At 52.8% G+C, this 16,993-nt stretch carries 15 protein-coding genes and 1 pseudogene; 9 read left to right on the top strand and 7 right to left on the bottom strand.

What is annotated here, in order from left to right; translation table 11 throughout:
- Positions 1–16 precede the first annotated feature (16 nt).
- From SBG_RS21320 to ybbA, 3 genes and pseudogenes are all read right to left on the bottom strand, one after another.
- Positions 17–304, bottom strand: a pseudogene (locus SBG_RS21320) (DUF2931 family protein); the annotation flags it as partial.
- 233 nt (positions 305–537) lie between these two features.
- Positions 538–2,952 (bottom strand): putative ABC transporter permease subunit YbbP, encoded by a 2,415-nt coding sequence (ybbP, locus tag SBG_RS02335; protein ID WP_000561753.1) that lies wholly within the window; start codon positions 2,950–2,952, stop codon positions 538–540.
- Positions 2,949–3,635, bottom strand: coding sequence for a putative ABC transporter ATP-binding protein YbbA (ybbA, locus tag SBG_RS02330; protein ID WP_001110588.1), 687 nt, complete (start codon positions 3,633–3,635; stop codon positions 2,949–2,951). Before ybbA ends, ybbP begins: the two co-directional genes overlap by 4 nt.
- Here ybbA and tesA point away from each other — a divergent pair.
- The 3 genes from tesA to SBG_RS02315 all read left to right on the top strand — a co-directional run bounded on the left by tesA (position 3,606) and on the right by SBG_RS02315 (position 6,067).
- Positions 3,606–4,220, top strand: coding sequence for a multifunctional acyl-CoA thioesterase I/protease I/lysophospholipase L1 (gene tesA, locus SBG_RS02325; protein WP_001010568.1), 615 nt, complete (start codon positions 3,606–3,608; stop codon positions 4,218–4,220). The genes ybbA and tesA overlap by 30 nt on opposite strands.
- A gap of 162 nt (positions 4,221–4,382) precedes the next feature.
- Positions 4,383–5,153 carry an SDR family oxidoreductase gene (locus SBG_RS02320; protein ID WP_001172809.1) on the top strand — a complete coding sequence of 257 codons (771 nt, stop codon included), beginning with the start codon at positions 4,383–4,385 and terminating at the stop codon, positions 5,151–5,153.
- Between the two features lie 59 nt (positions 5,154–5,212).
- Entirely contained in the window at positions 5,213–6,067 is an 855-nt protein-coding gene (locus tag SBG_RS02315; RefSeq protein ID WP_000116050.1) for a co-chaperone YbbN, read from the top strand.
- Positions 6,068–6,156: 89 nt separating this feature from the next.
- Here SBG_RS02315 and fetB read toward each other — a convergent pair whose 3' ends face one another.
- Positions 6,157–6,936 (bottom strand): iron efflux ABC transporter permease subunit FetB, encoded by a 780-nt coding sequence (gene fetB, locus SBG_RS02310; RefSeq protein WP_000014138.1) that lies wholly within the window; start codon positions 6,934–6,936, stop codon positions 6,157–6,159.
- Positions 6,923–7,600, bottom strand: coding sequence for an iron efflux ABC transporter ATP-binding subunit FetA (gene fetA / locus SBG_RS02305; protein WP_000140154.1), 678 nt, complete (start codon positions 7,598–7,600; stop codon positions 6,923–6,925). The genes fetB and fetA overlap by 14 nt, the downstream gene beginning before the upstream one ends.
- 146 nt (positions 7,601–7,746) lie before the next feature.
- On the opposite strand from fetA, the gene SBG_RS02300 reads away from it, so the two are divergent.
- Both SBG_RS02300 and SBG_RS02295 read left to right on the top strand, forming a co-directional pair.
- Positions 7,747–8,664: an SPFH domain-containing protein gene (locus SBG_RS02300; protein WP_000906148.1), complete on the top strand. Its 918-nt coding sequence runs from the start codon at positions 7,747–7,749 to the stop codon at positions 8,662–8,664.
- The gene (locus SBG_RS02295; protein WP_000561168.1) at positions 8,661–9,113 is read left to right on the top strand and encodes an NfeD family protein; all 453 of its coding nucleotides are present in this window, start codon (positions 8,661–8,663) and stop codon (positions 9,111–9,113) included. Before SBG_RS02300 ends, SBG_RS02295 begins: the two co-directional genes overlap by 4 nt.
- Here SBG_RS02295 and cueR read toward each other — a convergent pair whose 3' ends face one another.
- Positions 9,114–9,530 carry a Cu(I)-responsive transcriptional regulator gene (cueR, locus tag SBG_RS02290; protein ID WP_001026763.1) on the bottom strand — a complete coding sequence of 139 codons (417 nt, stop codon included), beginning with the start codon at positions 9,528–9,530 and terminating at the stop codon, positions 9,114–9,116.
- Between the two features lie 117 nt (positions 9,531–9,647).
- Here cueR and copA point away from each other — a divergent pair, with 117 nt between their 5' ends.
- The 3 genes from copA to ybaK all read left to right on the top strand — a co-directional run bounded on the left by copA (position 9,648) and on the right by ybaK (position 13,778).
- On the top strand, positions 9,648–12,149 hold the full coding sequence (copA, locus tag SBG_RS02285) for a copper-exporting P-type ATPase CopA (protein WP_015702747.1): 2,502 nt from the start codon (positions 9,648–9,650) through the stop codon (positions 12,147–12,149).
- 153 nt (positions 12,150–12,302) lie between these two features.
- Positions 12,303–13,097, top strand: coding sequence for a TraB/GumN family protein (locus SBG_RS02280; RefSeq protein ID WP_000365142.1), 795 nt, complete (start codon positions 12,303–12,305; stop codon positions 13,095–13,097).
- Between the two features lie 201 nt (positions 13,098–13,298).
- Positions 13,299–13,778: a Cys-tRNA(Pro)/Cys-tRNA(Cys) deacylase YbaK gene (gene ybaK, locus SBG_RS02275; protein WP_000186622.1), complete on the top strand. Its 480-nt coding sequence runs from the start codon at positions 13,299–13,301 to the stop codon at positions 13,776–13,778.
- A gap of 105 nt (positions 13,779–13,883) precedes the next feature.
- Here ybaK and ushA read toward each other — a convergent pair whose 3' ends face one another.
- The gene (ushA, locus tag SBG_RS02270; protein WP_000670385.1) at positions 13,884–15,536 is read right to left on the bottom strand and encodes a bifunctional UDP-sugar hydrolase/5'-nucleotidase UshA; all 1,653 of its coding nucleotides are present in this window, start codon (positions 15,534–15,536) and stop codon (positions 13,884–13,886) included.
- Positions 15,537–15,708: 172 nt separating this feature from the next.
- Between ushA and SBG_RS02265 the strand changes: the two genes are divergently transcribed.
- Positions 15,709–16,929, top strand: coding sequence for an MFS transporter (locus tag SBG_RS02265; protein ID WP_001251648.1), 1,221 nt, complete (start codon positions 15,709–15,711; stop codon positions 16,927–16,929).
- Positions 16,930–16,993: the final 64 nt, after the last annotated feature.

Genomic DNA, 16,993 nt, shown 5'->3' with positions numbered 1-16,993 from the left:
AATTAGAGAGGTCCCCTTACCACTCGCCGTAGGGGGTACTTTTTACCTTTGATAAAGTCCGGTGTGTCTTCATAATACACATATCCATCAGGATGGTTGGTTATGTTCTTACACATTTTTGCACCCTTTCCCGATACCGTTTCAATTAAAATCACTCGCTCACCGGTAAGCGAAATATTAGGTTTATGGTCATTTTCCAGACCGTAACGCTGAAGGTGATTCGTGTTTCATACGCCTTTTTATCAATCACTGAATCCCAACAGAAAGGAATAAACTGTGGCGGATTTTTAGCTTTATTAAAAGACAGGATGCGTAAAGAACGATGCCACCTACGCAGTTATTTTAATTGTCATTATATTTTTCTTGATAGATAGCCAATTCAAATCACTTAGCGTGAAAATAATAACAATTATAAAATCTTAGTGTTGTGCATTTTTAAATGTTTTATACCACTAAAAATCAATAAGTTAACACTTTGCGCGACAAAAGAATTACGCGCCGCTTTAAAATACGGCGCGTAATTATTCACATTATGGATTATCCACTAAACTGGCGGAATAACGCTTTCCCTTTCAGCAAACGAACGCCAAGCCAGCCACCACATACGGAAAGCAGCAGCGCGCCGCAAAACGGTAGCGCCATCCATAAACGCCAGTCCGGCTCCCAGGGGAAATCAAAGACGTTGATTTGTAAGACCGCCAGCGCCGTTTCCGCGCCAATCGCGGCGACCAGCCCGGAAACCAACCCCAGCATGGCGAATTCGCACCAGAGTGTGGTACGCAGCAGTGTCTTTCCGGCCCCCAACGTACGCCATACCACCAGCTCCTGATGACGCTGACGCATACCGACCTGCACCTGGGCCAATAGTAACAATATACCGCAGAGGGTGACTAACACCACCATCACCTCCAGCGCCCGGCTGACCTGTTCCAGCACCTGCCCCACCTGTTTCAGGATCGCGCCGATATCTAACAGGCTGACAGTAGGAAATTCACGGTTAAGCTGCGTCAACATGCCGTTGCCATTTTCCCAGCGGAAACTGGTCAACCAGCTTTGTGGTTGCCCGTCCAGCGCTCCGGAAGGAAAAATGAAGAAAAAGTTAGGCCGCAGGCTTTCCCAGTCTACTTTGCGCAGACTGGAAACTTTGGCGCTAAACGCCTGCGTATCGCCCATGAAGGTCACACTATCGCCCAGCCTGACGTTTAGCCGTTTTGCCAGCCCCTCCTCCATAGAGACTTCACCGGCTTTTGGTGGCCAGTGGCCAGCGACAAGCGGATTATGCTCCGGGCGTGTATCCTGCCAGGTCAAATTCAGTTCACGGTTGAGCGACTCATCCTGCTGACCTTCCGTCGGACGGTCGTTTATCCGGGTTAACCGCGCCCGCACAATCGGGTAAAACGTCTGCGGGAGTACCTGATGCTCCGACAAAAAGGCTTTCAGCGGCGTCACCTGTTCCGCAGCAATATTAATGAGAAAATAGTTCGGACTTTCCGGCGGGAGCTGCTGCTGCCAACGGTCAAGAAGATCGCCGCGCAATACCAGTATTAACGCCAGCAACATGAACGAAAGTGAGAATGCAGAGAGCTGACTCAACGTTGACCACGGCTGGCGCAGCAGGCGGCTGACGGCAAGACGCAGCGGTAGCGACGTCAGCGTCAGGCCGCGCAGCACGTTAAGCAGCATCCAGCCCAGCACGCCGCACAGCAGCGCCAGCACCACGGCGCCAGCCAGGACCGCCCATAACAATATGCTTCCTCCCATTAATCCAGCAAGCAGCGCCACCACGACGGCGCAGGCGGCAGGCAGATAAATTTTTAACGGCCAGACGCGGGCGACAACATCGCGACGCAGTACCCGTAGCGGCTGGGTCGCCAGCAACAATCGATAAGGCCGTAAGCCAACCAGTAAAGAGATAACCGTCATCGCACCCCACGCCCACATCCAGGGCCACAGGCTGGCAGACGGCAAATCGGCGGGCAGCACCGGTTTGAGCAGCACCAGCAGGACGTTTTCAAACAAGAGCCCAATCGCGCCCCCCGTAACGGCGGAAAGGCCCAGAACCATCATCCATTGTCCGACAATCAGCTTACGCAACTGCGCTCTGCCCGCGCCCAGCGTTTTCAAAATCGCTACCAGATCGTAGCGACTACGGCAGTAATGACTCATCGCTACCGCGACGGCGGCCACTGCCAGCAGTAGCGTTAGCAACGCCGAGAGCAGCAAAAACTGCTGCGAGCGTTCGAGCGATTTTCCCAATGCCCCTTCATCCTGCTCCAGTCCGTACCAACGATGTTCAGGCTTAAGCTGCGGTAATAGCCACGTCTCATAGCTGGCAAGTTGCTGTGGCGTTCCGCCGAATTTATACCGCCATGTCACACGGCTACCCGGCTGTATCGCACCAGTTTTTGCCACATCGGCTATGGTCATCATCAGACGCGGCGCCATCTGAAAAGGATTAAACCCGGAATCCGGTTCCTGCACCACTTCACCCGCAATACGCAAGGTAGCGTCGCCGACATCTATCATGTCGCCCGTTTTCAGATTAAGCAGCGCCATCAGACGCGGCGCCAGCAGTACGCTGCCCGGTTGCGGTTTTATTCCGCCTGGACGGGTTTGTAGTTCACCGTACATCGGATAAACGCCATCTACCGCCTTCACACTCGCCAGTTGCGGTGTATCGCCGGCAAACGTCATCGTCGCGAAAGTCAGCTGCTCGCCCACATTGAGACCGCGCTTACGCGCTTCTTCAATCCAGGCTTTCGGCACCTCTCGTGAACTTTGCAGCGTTCGATCACCCGCCATAAACTCGCGGCTTTGCTGGCTTAACCCTTTTTCCATCCGGTCGCTGATATTGCCGAGCGCCAGTACACAGGCCACCGCCAGACTTAGCGCCAGCCAGACAATAATCAGCGAGGGCGAGCGCCATTCACGCCAGAACCAACGGGCTATCATGCTTCCTCCTGTAACAGACCGTCGGCCAGCCGCAGCCGCCTGTCACAACGTGCTGCCAGTTGGGGATCGTGCGTCACCAGAATCAGCGTAGTGCCATGCTCACGGTTAAGCGAGAACAACAAATCGGCGATTTTATCCCCGGTCTGCCGATCAAGGTTACCCGTCGGCTCATCGGCAAACAAAATATCAGGACGCCCATTAAACGCGCGCGCCAGCGCCACACGCTGCTGTTCGCCGCCGGAAAGCTGCGCCGGAAGATGATCGAGCCGTTTTCCCAGCCCCAGTTGTTCGAGCAGCGCTTTGGCCCCCGCTTTACTTTGGCCGCTATTCTCTCCACGCAGCAAGGCCGGCAGTTCGACGTTTTCCAATGCATTAAGCGTAGGAATTAGCATAAAGGATTGAAAAACAAAGCCGACATGCTGAGCGCGAAGCTGTGCCCGCGCCTCTTCGTCCATCTGATGAAGCGGTTTCCCTACCAGATTGACCTCTCCGCTGCTGCCGTCGTCCAGTCCGGCGAGAATTGCCAGCAGTGTGGATTTGCCCGATCCTGATTCGCCAATCAGCGCAATGGTTTCACCACGTTTGACAACCAGTTCAACTCCGGTAAGGATGGAAAGCTCATGCTCACCCTGACCGACGGACTTCCTGAGACGATGAACTTCAACACTATTTTCCGCTGGCATTTGTCCTTCCTGTTTATGATCCTGTTAACCTTCCGCGCCGCCGCCGCGGACACCTTATTAATCCTGGGCGATAGCCTTAGCGCTGGTTACCGTATGGCAGCCAGCACGGCGTGGCCGTCGCTGCTTAATGATAAATGGCAAAACAAAACGCCGGTCATAAATGCCAGTATCAGCGGCGATACCTCGCAGCAGGGACTGGCGCGCTTACCCGCGCTGTTGCAACACCATCAGCCGCGCTGGGTACTGGTGGAACTTGGTGGCAACGATGGCTTACGGGGTTTTGCGCCTGCGCAAACCGAGCAAACGTTACGTAAAATTATTCAGACGGTGCAAGCCGCCGATGCCCAACCATTACTGATGCAAATTCATCTGCCCGCTAACTACGGACGCCGTTATAATGAATCCTTTAGTGCGATTTATCCTAAGCTTGCCAAAGAGTTCGATATTCCTCTGTTGCCGTTTTTTATGGAAGAGGTATATCTGAAACCGCAGTGGATGCAGGATGACGGTATTCACCCTAACCGCGACGCCCAGCCGTTTATTGCCGACTGGATGGCGAAGCAGTTGACCCCTTTTCTCTCCTGAATAGTTCGGGTTGCATGAAGGCGGCAAGTAAGAGAATCCCAGGAGCATAGTTAACTCTGTGACTGGGGTGAGCGAACGCCGCCAACACACAGGCAACTCAAAGTATGACGGATATAGTTAACCACGACTCTTAAATCAACGGAGATCCTGACAGGTAAAGTTATGCAAAAATCGGTCTTAATAACAGGATGTTCCAGCGGAATCGGTCTGGATAGCGCACTTGAACTTAAACGCCAGGGATTTCAAATCCTGGCGGGCTGCCGCAAACCCGATGATGTCGCCCGAATGAACAGTATGGGATTTACCGGCGTGTTGATCGATCTTGATTCCTCCGAAAGCGTGGATCGTGCCGCCGATGAGGTGATCGCGCTGACCGATAACCGTCTGTATGGGATCTTTAATAATGCCGGATACGGCGTTTATGGCCCCCTTTCTACCATCAGCCGCGAACAAATGGAGCAACAGTTCTCCAGCAATTTTTTCGGCGCGCATCAGCTTACCATGCGCTTACTTCCCGCTATGCTGCCCCATGGCGAAGGTCGCATTGTGATGACCTCATCAGTGATGGGGCTGATTTCCACCCCAGGGCGCGGCGCTTACGCCGCCAGCAAATACGCGCTGGAAGCGTGGTCTGACGCGCTGCGTATGGAACTACGGCACACCGGCATTAAAGTGAGTCTGATAGAACCCGGCCCAATTCGTACCCGGTTTACAGATAACGTTAACCAGACACAACGCGATAAACCGGTAGAAAATCCCGGCATCGCCGCGCGTTTCACCCGCGATCCTGACGCGGTAGTAGCGAAAGTGCGTCATGCTTTTGCAAGCGATAAGCCAAAACTACGCTACCCCGTTACGCTGGTCACCTGGGCGGTGATGGCGCTGAAACGCCTATTGCCGGGCCGGATGCTGGATAAAATTTTACAAAGCTGAGTTGAAGCGCGCCCGTCCGCCCCCATGTAAACGTGACACAGACAAAAGAGAGCGACGCCATGTCCGTACAGAATATTGTCAATATTAATGAGTCTAACCTGCAGCAGACCTTAGAACAGTCTATGACTACACCGGTACTGTTCTACTTCTGGTCTGAACGCAGCCAGCACTGTCTGCAATTAACGCCGGTTCTGGAAAAGCTGGCCGCCCAGTACAACGGTCAGTTTATTCTGGCAAAGCTGGACTGCGACGCCGAACAGATGATCGCCGCACAGTTTGGCCTTCGCGCTATTCCGACGGTCTATCTGTTCCAGAACGGACAGCCGGTCGACGGCTTCCAGGGGCCGCAGCCGGAAGAAGCTATCCGTGCTCTACTGGATAAAGTACTGCCGCGCGAAGAAGAGCTAAAAGCGCAGCAGGCGATGCAGTTAATGCAGGAAGGTAACTACGTTGATGCGTTGCCGCTGCTGAAAGACGCCTGGCAGCTCTCTCAACAAAGCAGCGAGATTGGCTTGTTACTGGCAGAAGCACACATTGCTCTGAACCGTTCAGAGGAAGCCGAAGCGGTATTAAAAACTATCCCGCTACAGGATCAGGATACCCGTTATCAGGGACTGGTCGCACAGATCGATCTGCTTAAACAGGCGGCGGATACGCCAGAAATTCAGCAACTTCAGCAGCAGGTGGCGGATAATCCTCAGAATGCGGCCCTGGCCACGCAGTTGGCGTTACAGTTGCATCAGGTCGGACGCAATGAGGAAGCACTGGAATTGCTGTTCAGCCATCTGAGAAAAGATCTTGCCGCCGCCGAGGGACAGGCGCGCAAAACCTTCCAGGAAATTCTGGCCGCACTCGGCACCGGCGATGCGCTGGCGTCAAAATACCGTCGCCAGCTATACGCGCTGCTGTATTAATCATTGCTTGCCTGATGGCGCTGCGCTTATCAGGCCTCCCCCATCGTCCCCAGGCCGGATAAAGCGCTTGCGCCGTCATCCGGCGAGCATCACGATTTCTTAAGCGGTATCACCACCAGCTGATGACGCGAATTATAGAACTTCCGGTAGGTTAAATAACAGGCAATGATGGTTGAGAGGCTGGCTGTCGAAAGCAGCATAAATGTCACCATAATTTGATATTTAATCGCTTTTACCGGATCGATTCCGGCAAAAATCAGCCCGGACATCATCCCCGGCAGGCTCACCAGCCCAACGGTCTTTGCCGAGTCGATCGTCGGGATAAGCGATGCGCGGATGCTATCGCGGATAAGCCCGGCGGAGGCCATTTTCGGCGTTGCGCCCAAACTTAACTTTTCCTGGATTTGCTGCTGCTCGCTATGAAAACGCAGCCCCAGTTGGTTGTAGCACAGCCCTACCGCCACCATTGCGTTACCCGCCACCATACCGGCAATCGGTATAACCTGCATCGGCGCAAACTCAATCGAACCGGTAAGTACCAGTACCGTCAGTGTCAACCCGGCGCCGACAGTGATGGCAATAAACGAGGAGAGAAATGCCTTATCGATATATTTACTACGCTTTTGCGCGTTCCATGCGGCGTTAAAACAGATGAACAGCACCATCAGTAGCGTCAGAGCGGCATGGTTAACACCAAAAATGTATTTCAGCACATAGCCGACAATAATAAGCTGTATTACCGCCCGGAATACGCTCCACAAAATATCTTTTTCCAACGCCAGCTTTTCTTTTTGGCTGATTAACATCGCCACAACTACCAGCAGCATCGATAATGCCAGCGATGTATTGGTAATATTATGTCCGCTCATAACATGCCTCCTGCATCGTTCCGGCAGACGGCTTTAGCGTTATCACTTTGTCCGCGTGCTGAATTTCATCTTTGTCATGCGTTACCCATAAGACGGCGACCTGCTTATCGCGGACATAATGATGAATAATATCATTCACATTCCGTTTGTTATGTTCATCCAGCGCGCTGGTTATTTCGTCAAGTAACAGTATTTTCGGCAAAAACTGTAGGTTACGGATTAAAGCGATACGCTGCTTTTCGCCGCCAGAAAGCGCGGCAATGGGTTTTTGCAAAATCGCCTCCGGCAGTTCAAAACGCGCCAGATCATCCGCGAATACTTTCGGTTGCGGACGCTGATGACGAATCTGCCACGGAAAAATCAGATTATCGTAAACCGTATCGCCAAATAGTGCTGGTGTCTGAGCGCAATAAGAAACCTGCTGGCGATAAGCTTCCGGACTCAGAGTCGTAATATCCTGCCCCTCAAAAAGAATCACGCCGATATCAGGACTCATTAACGAGGCCACCATTTTCAGCAACGTACTTTTTCCACAGCCAGAAGCACCGGTAATTAACTTAAATTCACCGTATTGCAGCGTAAAGCTAATGTTATGCAATATTTTTGTCGTCGGCGTCTGATAGCCAACCTGCTTTAACTCAAGCAACATGTTACGTTCTGTCATTTATTGCGCATCCGTTGTTCATCTTTTTATAGCGATAGTGTATCCCTGTAATTAATAAGGGGGGAACATGCTTTACGGAATCAGGTATAATTCGCTTAATTTGTCAGCAAAATTGGTTTATGGATAACACAACAGGAGGTGTAGCTATGCTCATTCTTATCCCTATTCTTATTTTCGTCGCGCTGGTGATCGTCGGCGCTGGCGTCAAAATCGTTCCGCAGGGATACCAGTGGACGGTGGAGCGCTTTGGACGTTACACCAAAACCCTACAGCCGGGGTTAAGCCTTGTGGTGCCGTTTATGGACAGAATTGGCCGTAAAATTAATATGATGGAACAGGTACTGGATATTCCATCGCAAGAAGTGATCTCAAAAGATAACGCCAACGTCACTATCGACGCAGTCTGTTTTATTCAGGTTATCGATGCGCCGCGCGCCGCGTATGAAGTCAGCAATCTGGAACTGGCGATTATTAACCTTACCATGACCAATATCCGTACAGTGCTCGGCTCGATGGAGCTGGATGAAATGCTCTCCCAGCGCGACAGCATCAACACGCGGCTACTGCATATTGTCGATGAAGCCACCAATCCGTGGGGGATTAAAGTTACCCGCATTGAGATTCGCGATGTCCGTCCACCTGCGGAATTGATCTCCTCAATGAACGCTCAGATGAAAGCGGAGCGGACCAAACGCGCCTATATCCTTGAAGCCGAAGGGGTGCGTCAGGCGGAGATTCTGAAAGCCGAAGGGGAAAAACAGTCGCAGATTCTGAAAGCCGAAGGCGAACGCCAGTCTGCTTTCCTGCAGGCAGAAGCGCGCGAACGTTCCGCCGAAGCGGAAGCACGCGCCACGCAGATGGTGTCGGAAGCCATCGCCGCCGGGGATATTCAGGCAGTAAACTACTTTGTGGCGCAGAAATACACCGAAGCGTTACAGCAAATCGGCTCGGCGAATAACAGCAAAGTGGTGATGATGCCGCTGGATGCCAGCAGTCTGATGGGCGCTATCGCCGGGATCAGCGAGCTGGTTAAGGACAGCGCCAGCGAACGGAAAAAACCATGATAGCGATGATACTGGTCCATCCACACATATTCTGGCTTAGTCTTGGCGGCCTGTTGTTGGCCGCTGAAATGCTCGGCGGTAACGGCTATTTGCTGTGGAGCGGCGTGGCGGCAGTGATTACTGGCCTGGCGGTCTGGCTTGTGCCGCTAGGCTGGGAATGGCAGGGCGTACTGTTTGCGGCATTAACGTTACTGGCGGCCTGGCTTTGGTGGCGCTGGCTGGCGCGCCGCGTGCGGGAACAAAAACCGGCAGACAACCGCCTTAACCAACGTGGACAACAATTGATAGGTCGTCGGTTTATGCTTGATGCCCCGTTAATCAACGGACGGGGACATATGCGCGTCGGCGATAGCTCATGGCCGGTATGGGCTGACGAAGATCTGCAAGCAGGAACGCATGTCGAAGTGATCGCCGTGGAAGGCATCACCCTACGTATCCGCGCCGTTTAATCAACGTGGCTTTTGCACCTTGTGATGGCAGCAGCCGGAAAGATTATCAATAATCGGGCAATCGGCGCTGTCATCGCCGGGGCAACTCTCAGCCAGCGCCAGCAATTGATCGCGCATTGATTGCAGCTCGCTGATATGTCGCTCTATCTCCGCGACTTTTTCCAGAGTCCGCTTTTTCACCTCCGCGCTATGGCGCCGCGGATCGTTAAACAGATTGACCAGTTCGCCACACTCTTCCAGATTAAAGCCGACCTGTCTTGCCTGTCGCAGTAACGTCAGCTCATTTAGATGTTTCTGCGTATAAGTACGATAGCCATTCTCGCTACGTAATGGCGGCGTCACCAGCCCTTTCTCTTCATAAAACCGGATCGCTTTGCTGGTTAGGCCGGTTTTTTTCGCCACATCGCTAATATTCATATTTCCCCCTTGACCTTAACCTTGCTGGAAGGTTTAACCTTTATCACAGTATCACAGTGAGTCACTATGATTATTAAGGTCAATGAATTGATGGCCAATCATAAAGGAGTTTTTATTATGTCTCAAACTATCGACCTGACCCTGGACGGTTTGTCCTGCGGTCATTGCGTCAAACGCGTAAAAGAAAGTCTTGAACAACGTCCGGATGTTGAACTGGCGGACGTCACCGTAACCGAAGCTCACGTCACCGGCACCGCCAGTGCGGACGCGTTGATTGAAACCATCAAACAAGCCGGGTATGGCGCGACGTTAAGCCACCCAAAGGCTAAACCGCTGACGGAGTCATCAATCCCGTCGGAAGCACTGGCAGCGGTTCCCCATGAGCTTCCGGTAGCGACGGCCGATGAAGAAAGTCAACAGTTGCTGTTAAGCGGCATGAGCTGCGCCAGTTGCGTCACCCGCGTACAACATGCTTTGCAAAGCGTACCGGGCGTCACGCAGGCACGGGTAAACCTGGCGGAACGCACTGCGCTGGTGATGGGCAGCGCGTCCGCCGCTGATTTAGTGCAGGCGGTGGAAAAAGCCGGCTACGGCGCAGAGGCGATTGAAGATGACATTAAACGCCGCGAGCGCCAGCAGGAAACCGCCATCGCCACCATGAAACGTTTTCGCTGGCAGGCCATCGTCGCCCTGGCGGTCGGTATCCCGGTCATGGTCTGGGGGATGATCGGCGATAACATGATGGTGACGGGCGACAACCGCAGTTTATGGCTTGTTATCGGCATCATAACGCTTGCCGTGATGGTCTTTGCGGGCGGTCACTTTTATCGTAACGCATGGAAAAGCCTGCTGAACGGCACGGCGACGATGGATACGCTGGTGGCGCTCGGCACAGGGGTCGCCTGGCTCTACTCCATGAGCGTCAACTTATGGCCGCAATGGTTCCCCATGGAGGCGCGGCATCTCTATTACGAAGCCAGCGCGATGATTATTGGTCTGATTAACCTCGGACACATGCTGGAAGCGCGCGCCCGTCAGCGGTCTTCAAAAGCGCTGGAAAAATTACTCGATCTCACCCCGCCGACCGCTCGTGTCGTGACAGAAGACGGTGAAAAAAGCGTCCCGCTGGCAGATGTTCAGCCAGGGATGCTGTTACGTCTGACTACTGGCGATCGCGTGCCGGTGGATGGCGAAATTACCCAGGGCGAAGCGTGGCTTGATGAAGCCATGCTGACCGGCGAACCTATTCCGCAGCAAAAAGGCGAAGGCGACAGCGTTCATGCCGGTACTGTCGTACAGGACGGCAGCGTATTATTCCGCGCCAGTGCGGTAGGCAGTCATACCACGCTGTCACGCATTATTCGCATGGTGCGCCAGGCGCAAAGTAGTAAACCGGAAATTGGACAACTGGCCGATAAAATCTCCGCGGTATTCGTTCCCGTGGTGGTGGTTATTGCGCTACTCAGTGCCGCCATCTGGTATTTCTTCGGTCCGGCGCCACAAATTGTTTATACCCTGGTCATTGCCACAACTGTATTGATTATCGCCTGCCCTTGCGCATTAGGCCTGGCGACGCCGATGTCGATCATTTCCGGTGTAGGCCGCGCCGCCGAATTTGGCGTGCTGGTACGTGATGCAGACGCCCTGCAACGCGCCAGTACGCTGGATACGATCGTCTTTGATAAAACCGGGACACTCACGGAAGGTAAGCCGCAAGTGGTGGCGGTGAAAACCTTCAATGGCATTGATGAAGCCCTGGCATTACGTCTGGCGGCCGCGCTAGAACAAGGATCCAGCCACCCACTGGCACATGCGATTCTGGAAAAAGCCGGCGACGATAAACTGCCGCAGGTGAACGGTTTCAGAACGCTGCGCGGGCTGGGCGTCAGCGGCGAAGCGGAGGGTCATCAACTGCTTCTGGGGAACCAGGCGTTGCTGAATGAACAGCACGTCGCCACAGATGCTATGACCGCGGAAATTACCGCACAGGCATCGCAAGGCGCTACGCCGGTGCTGCTGGCGGTTGACGGTAAAGCAGCGGCCTTGTTGGCGGTGCGCGATCCGTTGCGTAGCGATAGTATTGCCGCGCTTGAACGCCTGCACAGTGCCGGATACCGTCTGGTGATGCTCACAGGGGATAACCCGACCACGGCTAACGCCATTGCCAAAGAAGCGGGCATTGATGAGGTCATTGCAGGCGTACTGCCGGATGGCAAAGCCGATGCGATTAAACGTCTGCAAAGCCAGGGACGTCAGGTGGCAATGGTCGGTGACGGTATCAACGATGCGCCCGCTCTGGCACAGGCAGACGTTGGTATTGCTATGGGGGGCGGTAGCGATGTAGCGATTGAAACCGCAGCAATTACGCTAATGCGCCATAGTCTGATGGGCGTAGCAGATGCGCTGGCCATTTCGCGCGCGACACTGCGCAATATGAAGCAGAACCTGCTTGGCGCGTTCATTTACAACAGTATTGGTATCCCGGTGGCCGCCGGTATTCTGTGGCCGTTTACCGGTACCCTGTTAAACCCGGTTGTAGCAGGCGCGGCGATGGCGCTGTCATCCATTACCGTGGTCAGTAACGCCAACCGTCTGTTGCGCTTTAAACCGAAAGCATAAACCAGCGTCTACTTACCCGGTCTGGCAGGAATAGGCTATTCTCCAGGCCGGATAAGACGCTTTCGCGTTGTGATCCTACCTTTCTCCCCTCCGCGAATTCATTGTATCTTCCTGGGCCACGCGCTAGCATAGTCGCCTACTCAAGGAGGTCGTATGGATCTGTTGTACCGGGTAAAAACACTATGGGCCGCATTGCGTGGCAATCATTATACCTGGCCCGCCATCGATATCTTTTTGCCTGGCAACCGTCATTTTCATCTTGTAGGCAGTATTCATATGGGCACGCGCGATATGGCTCCCCTCCCGGCCAGACTGCTTAAAAAGCTTAAACACGCCGATGCGCTGATTGTCGAAGCCGATGTCTCCGGTCATGACTCTCCGTTTGCCGATCTTCCTAAATTTGCTGCGCTGGAAGACCGTATCAGCGAAGAGCAGTTGTGCAATCTGCAAAAAATTGCCGGGGAGCTGGGCATTTCCCTGTCGCTGTTTTCTACCCAGCCGTTATGGCAAATCGCCATGATTTTACAGGCGACACAGGCACAGCAGTTAGGTTTACGACCGGAATACGGAATTGATTATCAGTTATTGCAAGCCGCCAGGCAGGCGCAAAAACCGGTGATTGAACTGGAAGGCGCCGCCAGCCAGATTGCGCTGCTGTGTCAGTTACCGGATAACGGTCTGGCGCTGCTGGACGATACGCTGACACACTGGCATACCAACGCCCGTCTGTTACAGCAAATGATGAGTTGGTGGTTGAAAATGCCGCAACAGAGGGGGGATATCACCTTACCCAAAACATTTAGCCAATCACTGTATGACGTGCTCATGCATCAGCGTAATCTTGCCTGGCGGGATCGGCTGAGTGCTATGCCGCCAGGACAATATGTGGTCGCCGTTGGCGCTCTCCATGTTTATGGAGAAGGAAATTTGCCGGAATTAATGCGTTAAAAAAATGGCCAATATTGCTATTGGCCCGTCAAAGAGGAATTTCATCATTATTATTATCCCGAAGCTTTCACTTCGGATCTTCAGATTGTCGCTCAAAGTTGCCGCAACTGCCAAGACCTAATGCACAAGATTGTACTATTTTTTAGTCCGCTTTCCGGCGTATGCTGATAGAAAATCACGTCTGTAGTAAGAAGGTACGTTATGACACCCGCAGTTAAGTTACTCGAAAAGAACAAGATTCCGTTTAACGTTCACACCTACGAACACGATCCAAATGAAACTAACTTTGGTGATGAAGTGGTGCGTAAGCTCGGGCTGAACGCCGATCAGGTGTACAAAACGCTTTTGGTGGCCGTGAATGGCGATTTGAAGCAGCTGGCGGTCGCCGTAACGCCTGTGGCCGGACAACTGGATTTGAAAAAAGTCGCCAAAGCTCTGGGCGCGAAAAAGGTCGATATGGCCGACCCCATGGTGGCGCAACGTACCACGGGATATCTGGTCGGCGGAATCAGTCCGCTGGGGCAGAAGAAACGGCTACCAACGTTGATTGACGCGCCAGCCCGTACATTTGCCACCATTTATGTTTCCGGGGGTAAACGAGGGCTGGATATTGAACTGGCCGCTGATGATTTGGCCATGCTACTGGATGCCACATTCGCCGATATCGCACGTCGGGATTAATCCAGCGCGAAATAGTGTTGCCGGATGGCGGCGCAAGCGCCTTGTCCGGCCTACAGTATACAGAGTCAGCAGCGCACCATCGGGGAGTGATGGCTATCAGTACCGTTACAACCAGCTCACCTCGCCTTTTGGCGCAAATGCCGCTGCATCCAGTGGTGAATTCTGCTCAATAAACTCTTTCAGCACTTCGGCATCAATGAAACCAGTATTCACATAGCCCGGTTTGTTATCAATACGCGGATAACCATCGCCGCCCGTGGCATTGAAACTGAGCGTCGCCATACGGTAAGTTTTGGTCGGGTCAACAGGCTCACCCTTAATTTTCAGATCCGTGAGTTTGCCCTCTTTGGCAACAAAGCTCACATTGGCAAACTGTGGGTAGGCGCCTGAATCCGGTTTCATCTGCGCCACAGCGGTAAGATAATCTATCACCTCTTTGCCGCTCATATCGGCATACACCACAATATTGCCGAACGGTTGTACCTTGAGCACACTTTTATAGGTAATGTCTCCCGCCTCAATGGAATCGCGAATACCACCGCCGCTCATTACGCCAAAATCGGCGCCAGTACGCGCGATTTGCGCGGCCAGAATCACCCGGCCCATATTCGTCTGGACAAATCTGACCTTGCTGCGATCGCCCTCAAGAGGACCATTCACGCTACCGATTTTGACTTCCAGTTGCGCTTTACCTTTATTCTGGAACGGCGTTAATAACGAAAGCATTTGCGGATTTTCTGCGATTTCCGGCGTGTAAAGTACGCGCTCGCTTTTCCCGTTATCCCAGGTCACTTTTTTCTTAAGATTGACCGGAATGAGTTGATAGTTAACCATTTTCATTACGCCGTTACGGAATTCGAAATCCGCGCGGCCCACATATTTCCCCCACTCATGCGCCTGTACTATCCAGATGCCGTTTTGCTTATCCGGCGCGCAGGGGGTTCCCGGTACGTAATCGGTCTGCTTTTTATTTTCTGACGCCATGCATACCGGATCCTGAGAGTGCCCCCCCACAATCATCGCCAGCGAACCGGCAGGCAGGCTACGTGCCATCTCCACATCGCCCGGCGCATTCGAACCGTGAACGCCATTGTCATAATGCCCCATATGCGTGGTCGCGATAATCACGTCCGGCTTTTCGTTCATATTAAGTTCCTGAATCACCACCTTTGCTTCTTCAGCAGGTTTACGAAACTCAATATCGGTGAAATATTCCGGGTTGCCTATTTTAGCCGTGTCATCGGTGGTTAAACCGATCACCGCGATTTTTATATCCTGGCGCGTAAAAATCGCCCATGGTTTAAACAGACGCTCGCCGGTACTCTTTTGATAAATATTGGCGGAGAGGAAAGGAAATTTCGCCCACTTTTCCTGCTGACGCAGTACGGTGAGCGGGTTATCAAATTCATGGTTGCCGACGGCCATAGCGTCGTAGCCAATAAGATTCATCCCTCTGAAATCGGGTTCGGCATCCTGAAGATCAGACTCCGGCACGCCGGTATTAATATCGCCGCCGGATAACAACAGCACGCTTCCGCCCTCTTGCGCCACCTCTTTACGAATACCGTCCACCAGAGTTTTTTGTGCCGCCAGACCGTATTCGCCGTATTCGCTGCGCCAGAAGTGACCGTGGTGATCATTTGTGTGCAGAATAGTAATTTTATAAGTTTTATCTTTTTCGTAAGCCTGTGCAGACTGACTCGCCAGCGCGAACGCCGCCAGTAACGCCAGCGCCACACCCCGTTTTAAAAATTTCATGCTTCTCTCCCTGACTCGATATCAACCGCAGAAATTACCTTTCCTTGCGATAATAGACAAATATGTTTTCAGAATTGAGACTTCCTTCAAACACATTTCACAGGTATGTTAGGCGAGTAATAATTACACATCCTACTATCTACAACATCGCATAAAATTTAAGTGACTTTCTATGGCCATGAGTGAATCAACCCAGCCGTTGGCAGGCGCGCCCACAGCCGCCGCTAAAGCACGCACCTCGTTTGGTATTTTGGGCGCGATTAGTCTTTCCCATCTGCTGAATGATATGATCCAGTCGCTAATCCTGGCGATTTACCCCCTATTGCAGGCAGAGTTTTCGCTAACCTTCGTCCAGATAGGCTTGATCACCCTGACGTTCCAGCTCGCCTCATCGCTGCTTCAGCCGGTCGTTGGCTACTGGACGGATAAGTATCCCATGCCGTGGTCGCTGCCTGTCGGTATGTGTTTTACCCTCAGCGGTCTGGTGCTACTGGCGATGGCGGGCAGTTTTGGCGCCGTATTACTCGCTGCAGCGCTGGTCGGCACTGGCTCGTCCGTCTTTCACCCGGAGTCCTCCCGCGTGGCGCGTATGGCCTCCGGTGGGCGTCATGGTCTGGCGCAGTCTATCTTCCAGGTAGGCGGCAATTTCGGCAGTTCGTTAGGCCCGCTGCTGGCCGCTGTGATTATCGCGCCGTATGGCAAAGGGAATGTTGCCTGGTTTGTGCTGGCCGCACTGCTGGCGATCGTGGTGCTGGCGCAGATCAGCCGATGGTATGCAGCCCAGCACCGGATAGCAAAAGGTAAACCCAAAGCGGTTATCGCTAACCCACTGCCGCGGAATAAAGTTATTCTGGCCGTTAGCATTTTACTGCTGCTGATTTTCTCAAAATATTTTTACATGGCCAGCATCAGCAGCTACTACACCTTTTATCTGATGCAAAAATTCGGGTTATCGATACAAAATGCACAGCTTCATCTGTTTGCATTCCTGTTTGCGGTGGCTGCCGGGACGGTAATCGGCGGGCCAGTAGGCGATAAAATTGGTAGAAAATATGTCATTTGGGGCTCTATTCTCGGCGTTGCGCCGTTTACCCTCATTTTACCCTACGCCACCCTGTACTGGACGGGGATTTTAACCGTCATTATCGGCTTCATTCTTGCGTCAGCATTTTCCGCCATTCTGGTTTATGCGCAAGAGCTGCTTCCAGGACGTATCGGTATGGTTTCCGGCCTCTTTTTCGGTTTTGCCTTCGGGATGGGGGGACTTGGTGCAGCGGTATTGGGGCTTATTGCCGACCATACCAGTATCTATTTAGTTTATAAAATCTGCGCTTTCCTTCCGCTTCTGGGGATACTGACTATATTCCTGCCTGATAATCGACATAAAGCGTAATTTTATGGCGGTTAAACATATGCTTTAACCGCCCTTATTTCCCGATACTATCACGCTTAGCGTG

This window comes from Salmonella bongori NCTC 12419, assembly GCF_000252995.1.
GTDB classification, from domain to species: domain Bacteria; phylum Pseudomonadota; class Gammaproteobacteria; order Enterobacterales; family Enterobacteriaceae; genus Salmonella; species Salmonella bongori.
The sequence above is the reverse complement of the archived record's forward strand: the minus strand, read 5'-3'. Positions and strand labels throughout refer to the sequence as shown.

Coding starts and splice junctions, on each gene's coding strand:
- copA (WP_015702747.1), top strand. CDS start 9,648: ATGTCTCAAACTATCGACCTGACCCTGGACGGTTTGTCCTGCGGTCAT.
- SBG_RS02300 (WP_000906148.1), top strand. CDS start 7,747: ATGCTCATTCTTATCCCTATTCTTATTTTCGTCGCGCTGGTGATCGTC.
- SBG_RS02280 (WP_000365142.1), top strand. CDS start 12,303: ATGGATCTGTTGTACCGGGTAAAAACACTATGGGCCGCATTGCGTGGC.
- SBG_RS02320 (WP_001172809.1), top strand. CDS start 4,383: ATGCAAAAATCGGTCTTAATAACAGGATGTTCCAGCGGAATCGGTCTG.
- ybbA (WP_001110588.1), bottom strand. CDS start 3,635: ATGCCAGCGGAAAATAGTGTTGAAGTTCATCGTCTCAGGAAGTCCGTC.
- SBG_RS02295 (WP_000561168.1), top strand. CDS start 8,661: ATGATAGCGATGATACTGGTCCATCCACACATATTCTGGCTTAGTCTT.
- tesA (WP_001010568.1), top strand. CDS start 3,606: ATGAACTTCAACACTATTTTCCGCTGGCATTTGTCCTTCCTGTTTATG.
- ushA (WP_000670385.1), bottom strand. CDS start 15,536: ATGAAATTTTTAAAACGGGGTGTGGCGCTGGCGTTACTGGCGGCGTTC.
- fetB (WP_000014138.1), bottom strand. CDS start 6,936: ATGAGCGGACATAATATTACCAATACATCGCTGGCATTATCGATGCTG.
- SBG_RS02265 (WP_001251648.1), top strand. CDS start 15,709: ATGGCCATGAGTGAATCAACCCAGCCGTTGGCAGGCGCGCCCACAGCC.
- cueR (WP_001026763.1), bottom strand. CDS start 9,530: ATGAATATTAGCGATGTGGCGAAAAAAACCGGCCTAACCAGCAAAGCG.
- fetA (WP_000140154.1), bottom strand. CDS start 7,600: ATGACAGAACGTAACATGTTGCTTGAGTTAAAGCAGGTTGGCTATCAG.
- ybbP (WP_000561753.1), bottom strand. CDS start 2,952: ATGATAGCCCGTTGGTTCTGGCGTGAATGGCGCTCGCCCTCGCTGATT.
- ybaK (WP_000186622.1), top strand. CDS start 13,299: ATGACACCCGCAGTTAAGTTACTCGAAAAGAACAAGATTCCGTTTAAC.
- SBG_RS02315 (WP_000116050.1), top strand. CDS start 5,213: ATGTCCGTACAGAATATTGTCAATATTAATGAGTCTAACCTGCAGCAG.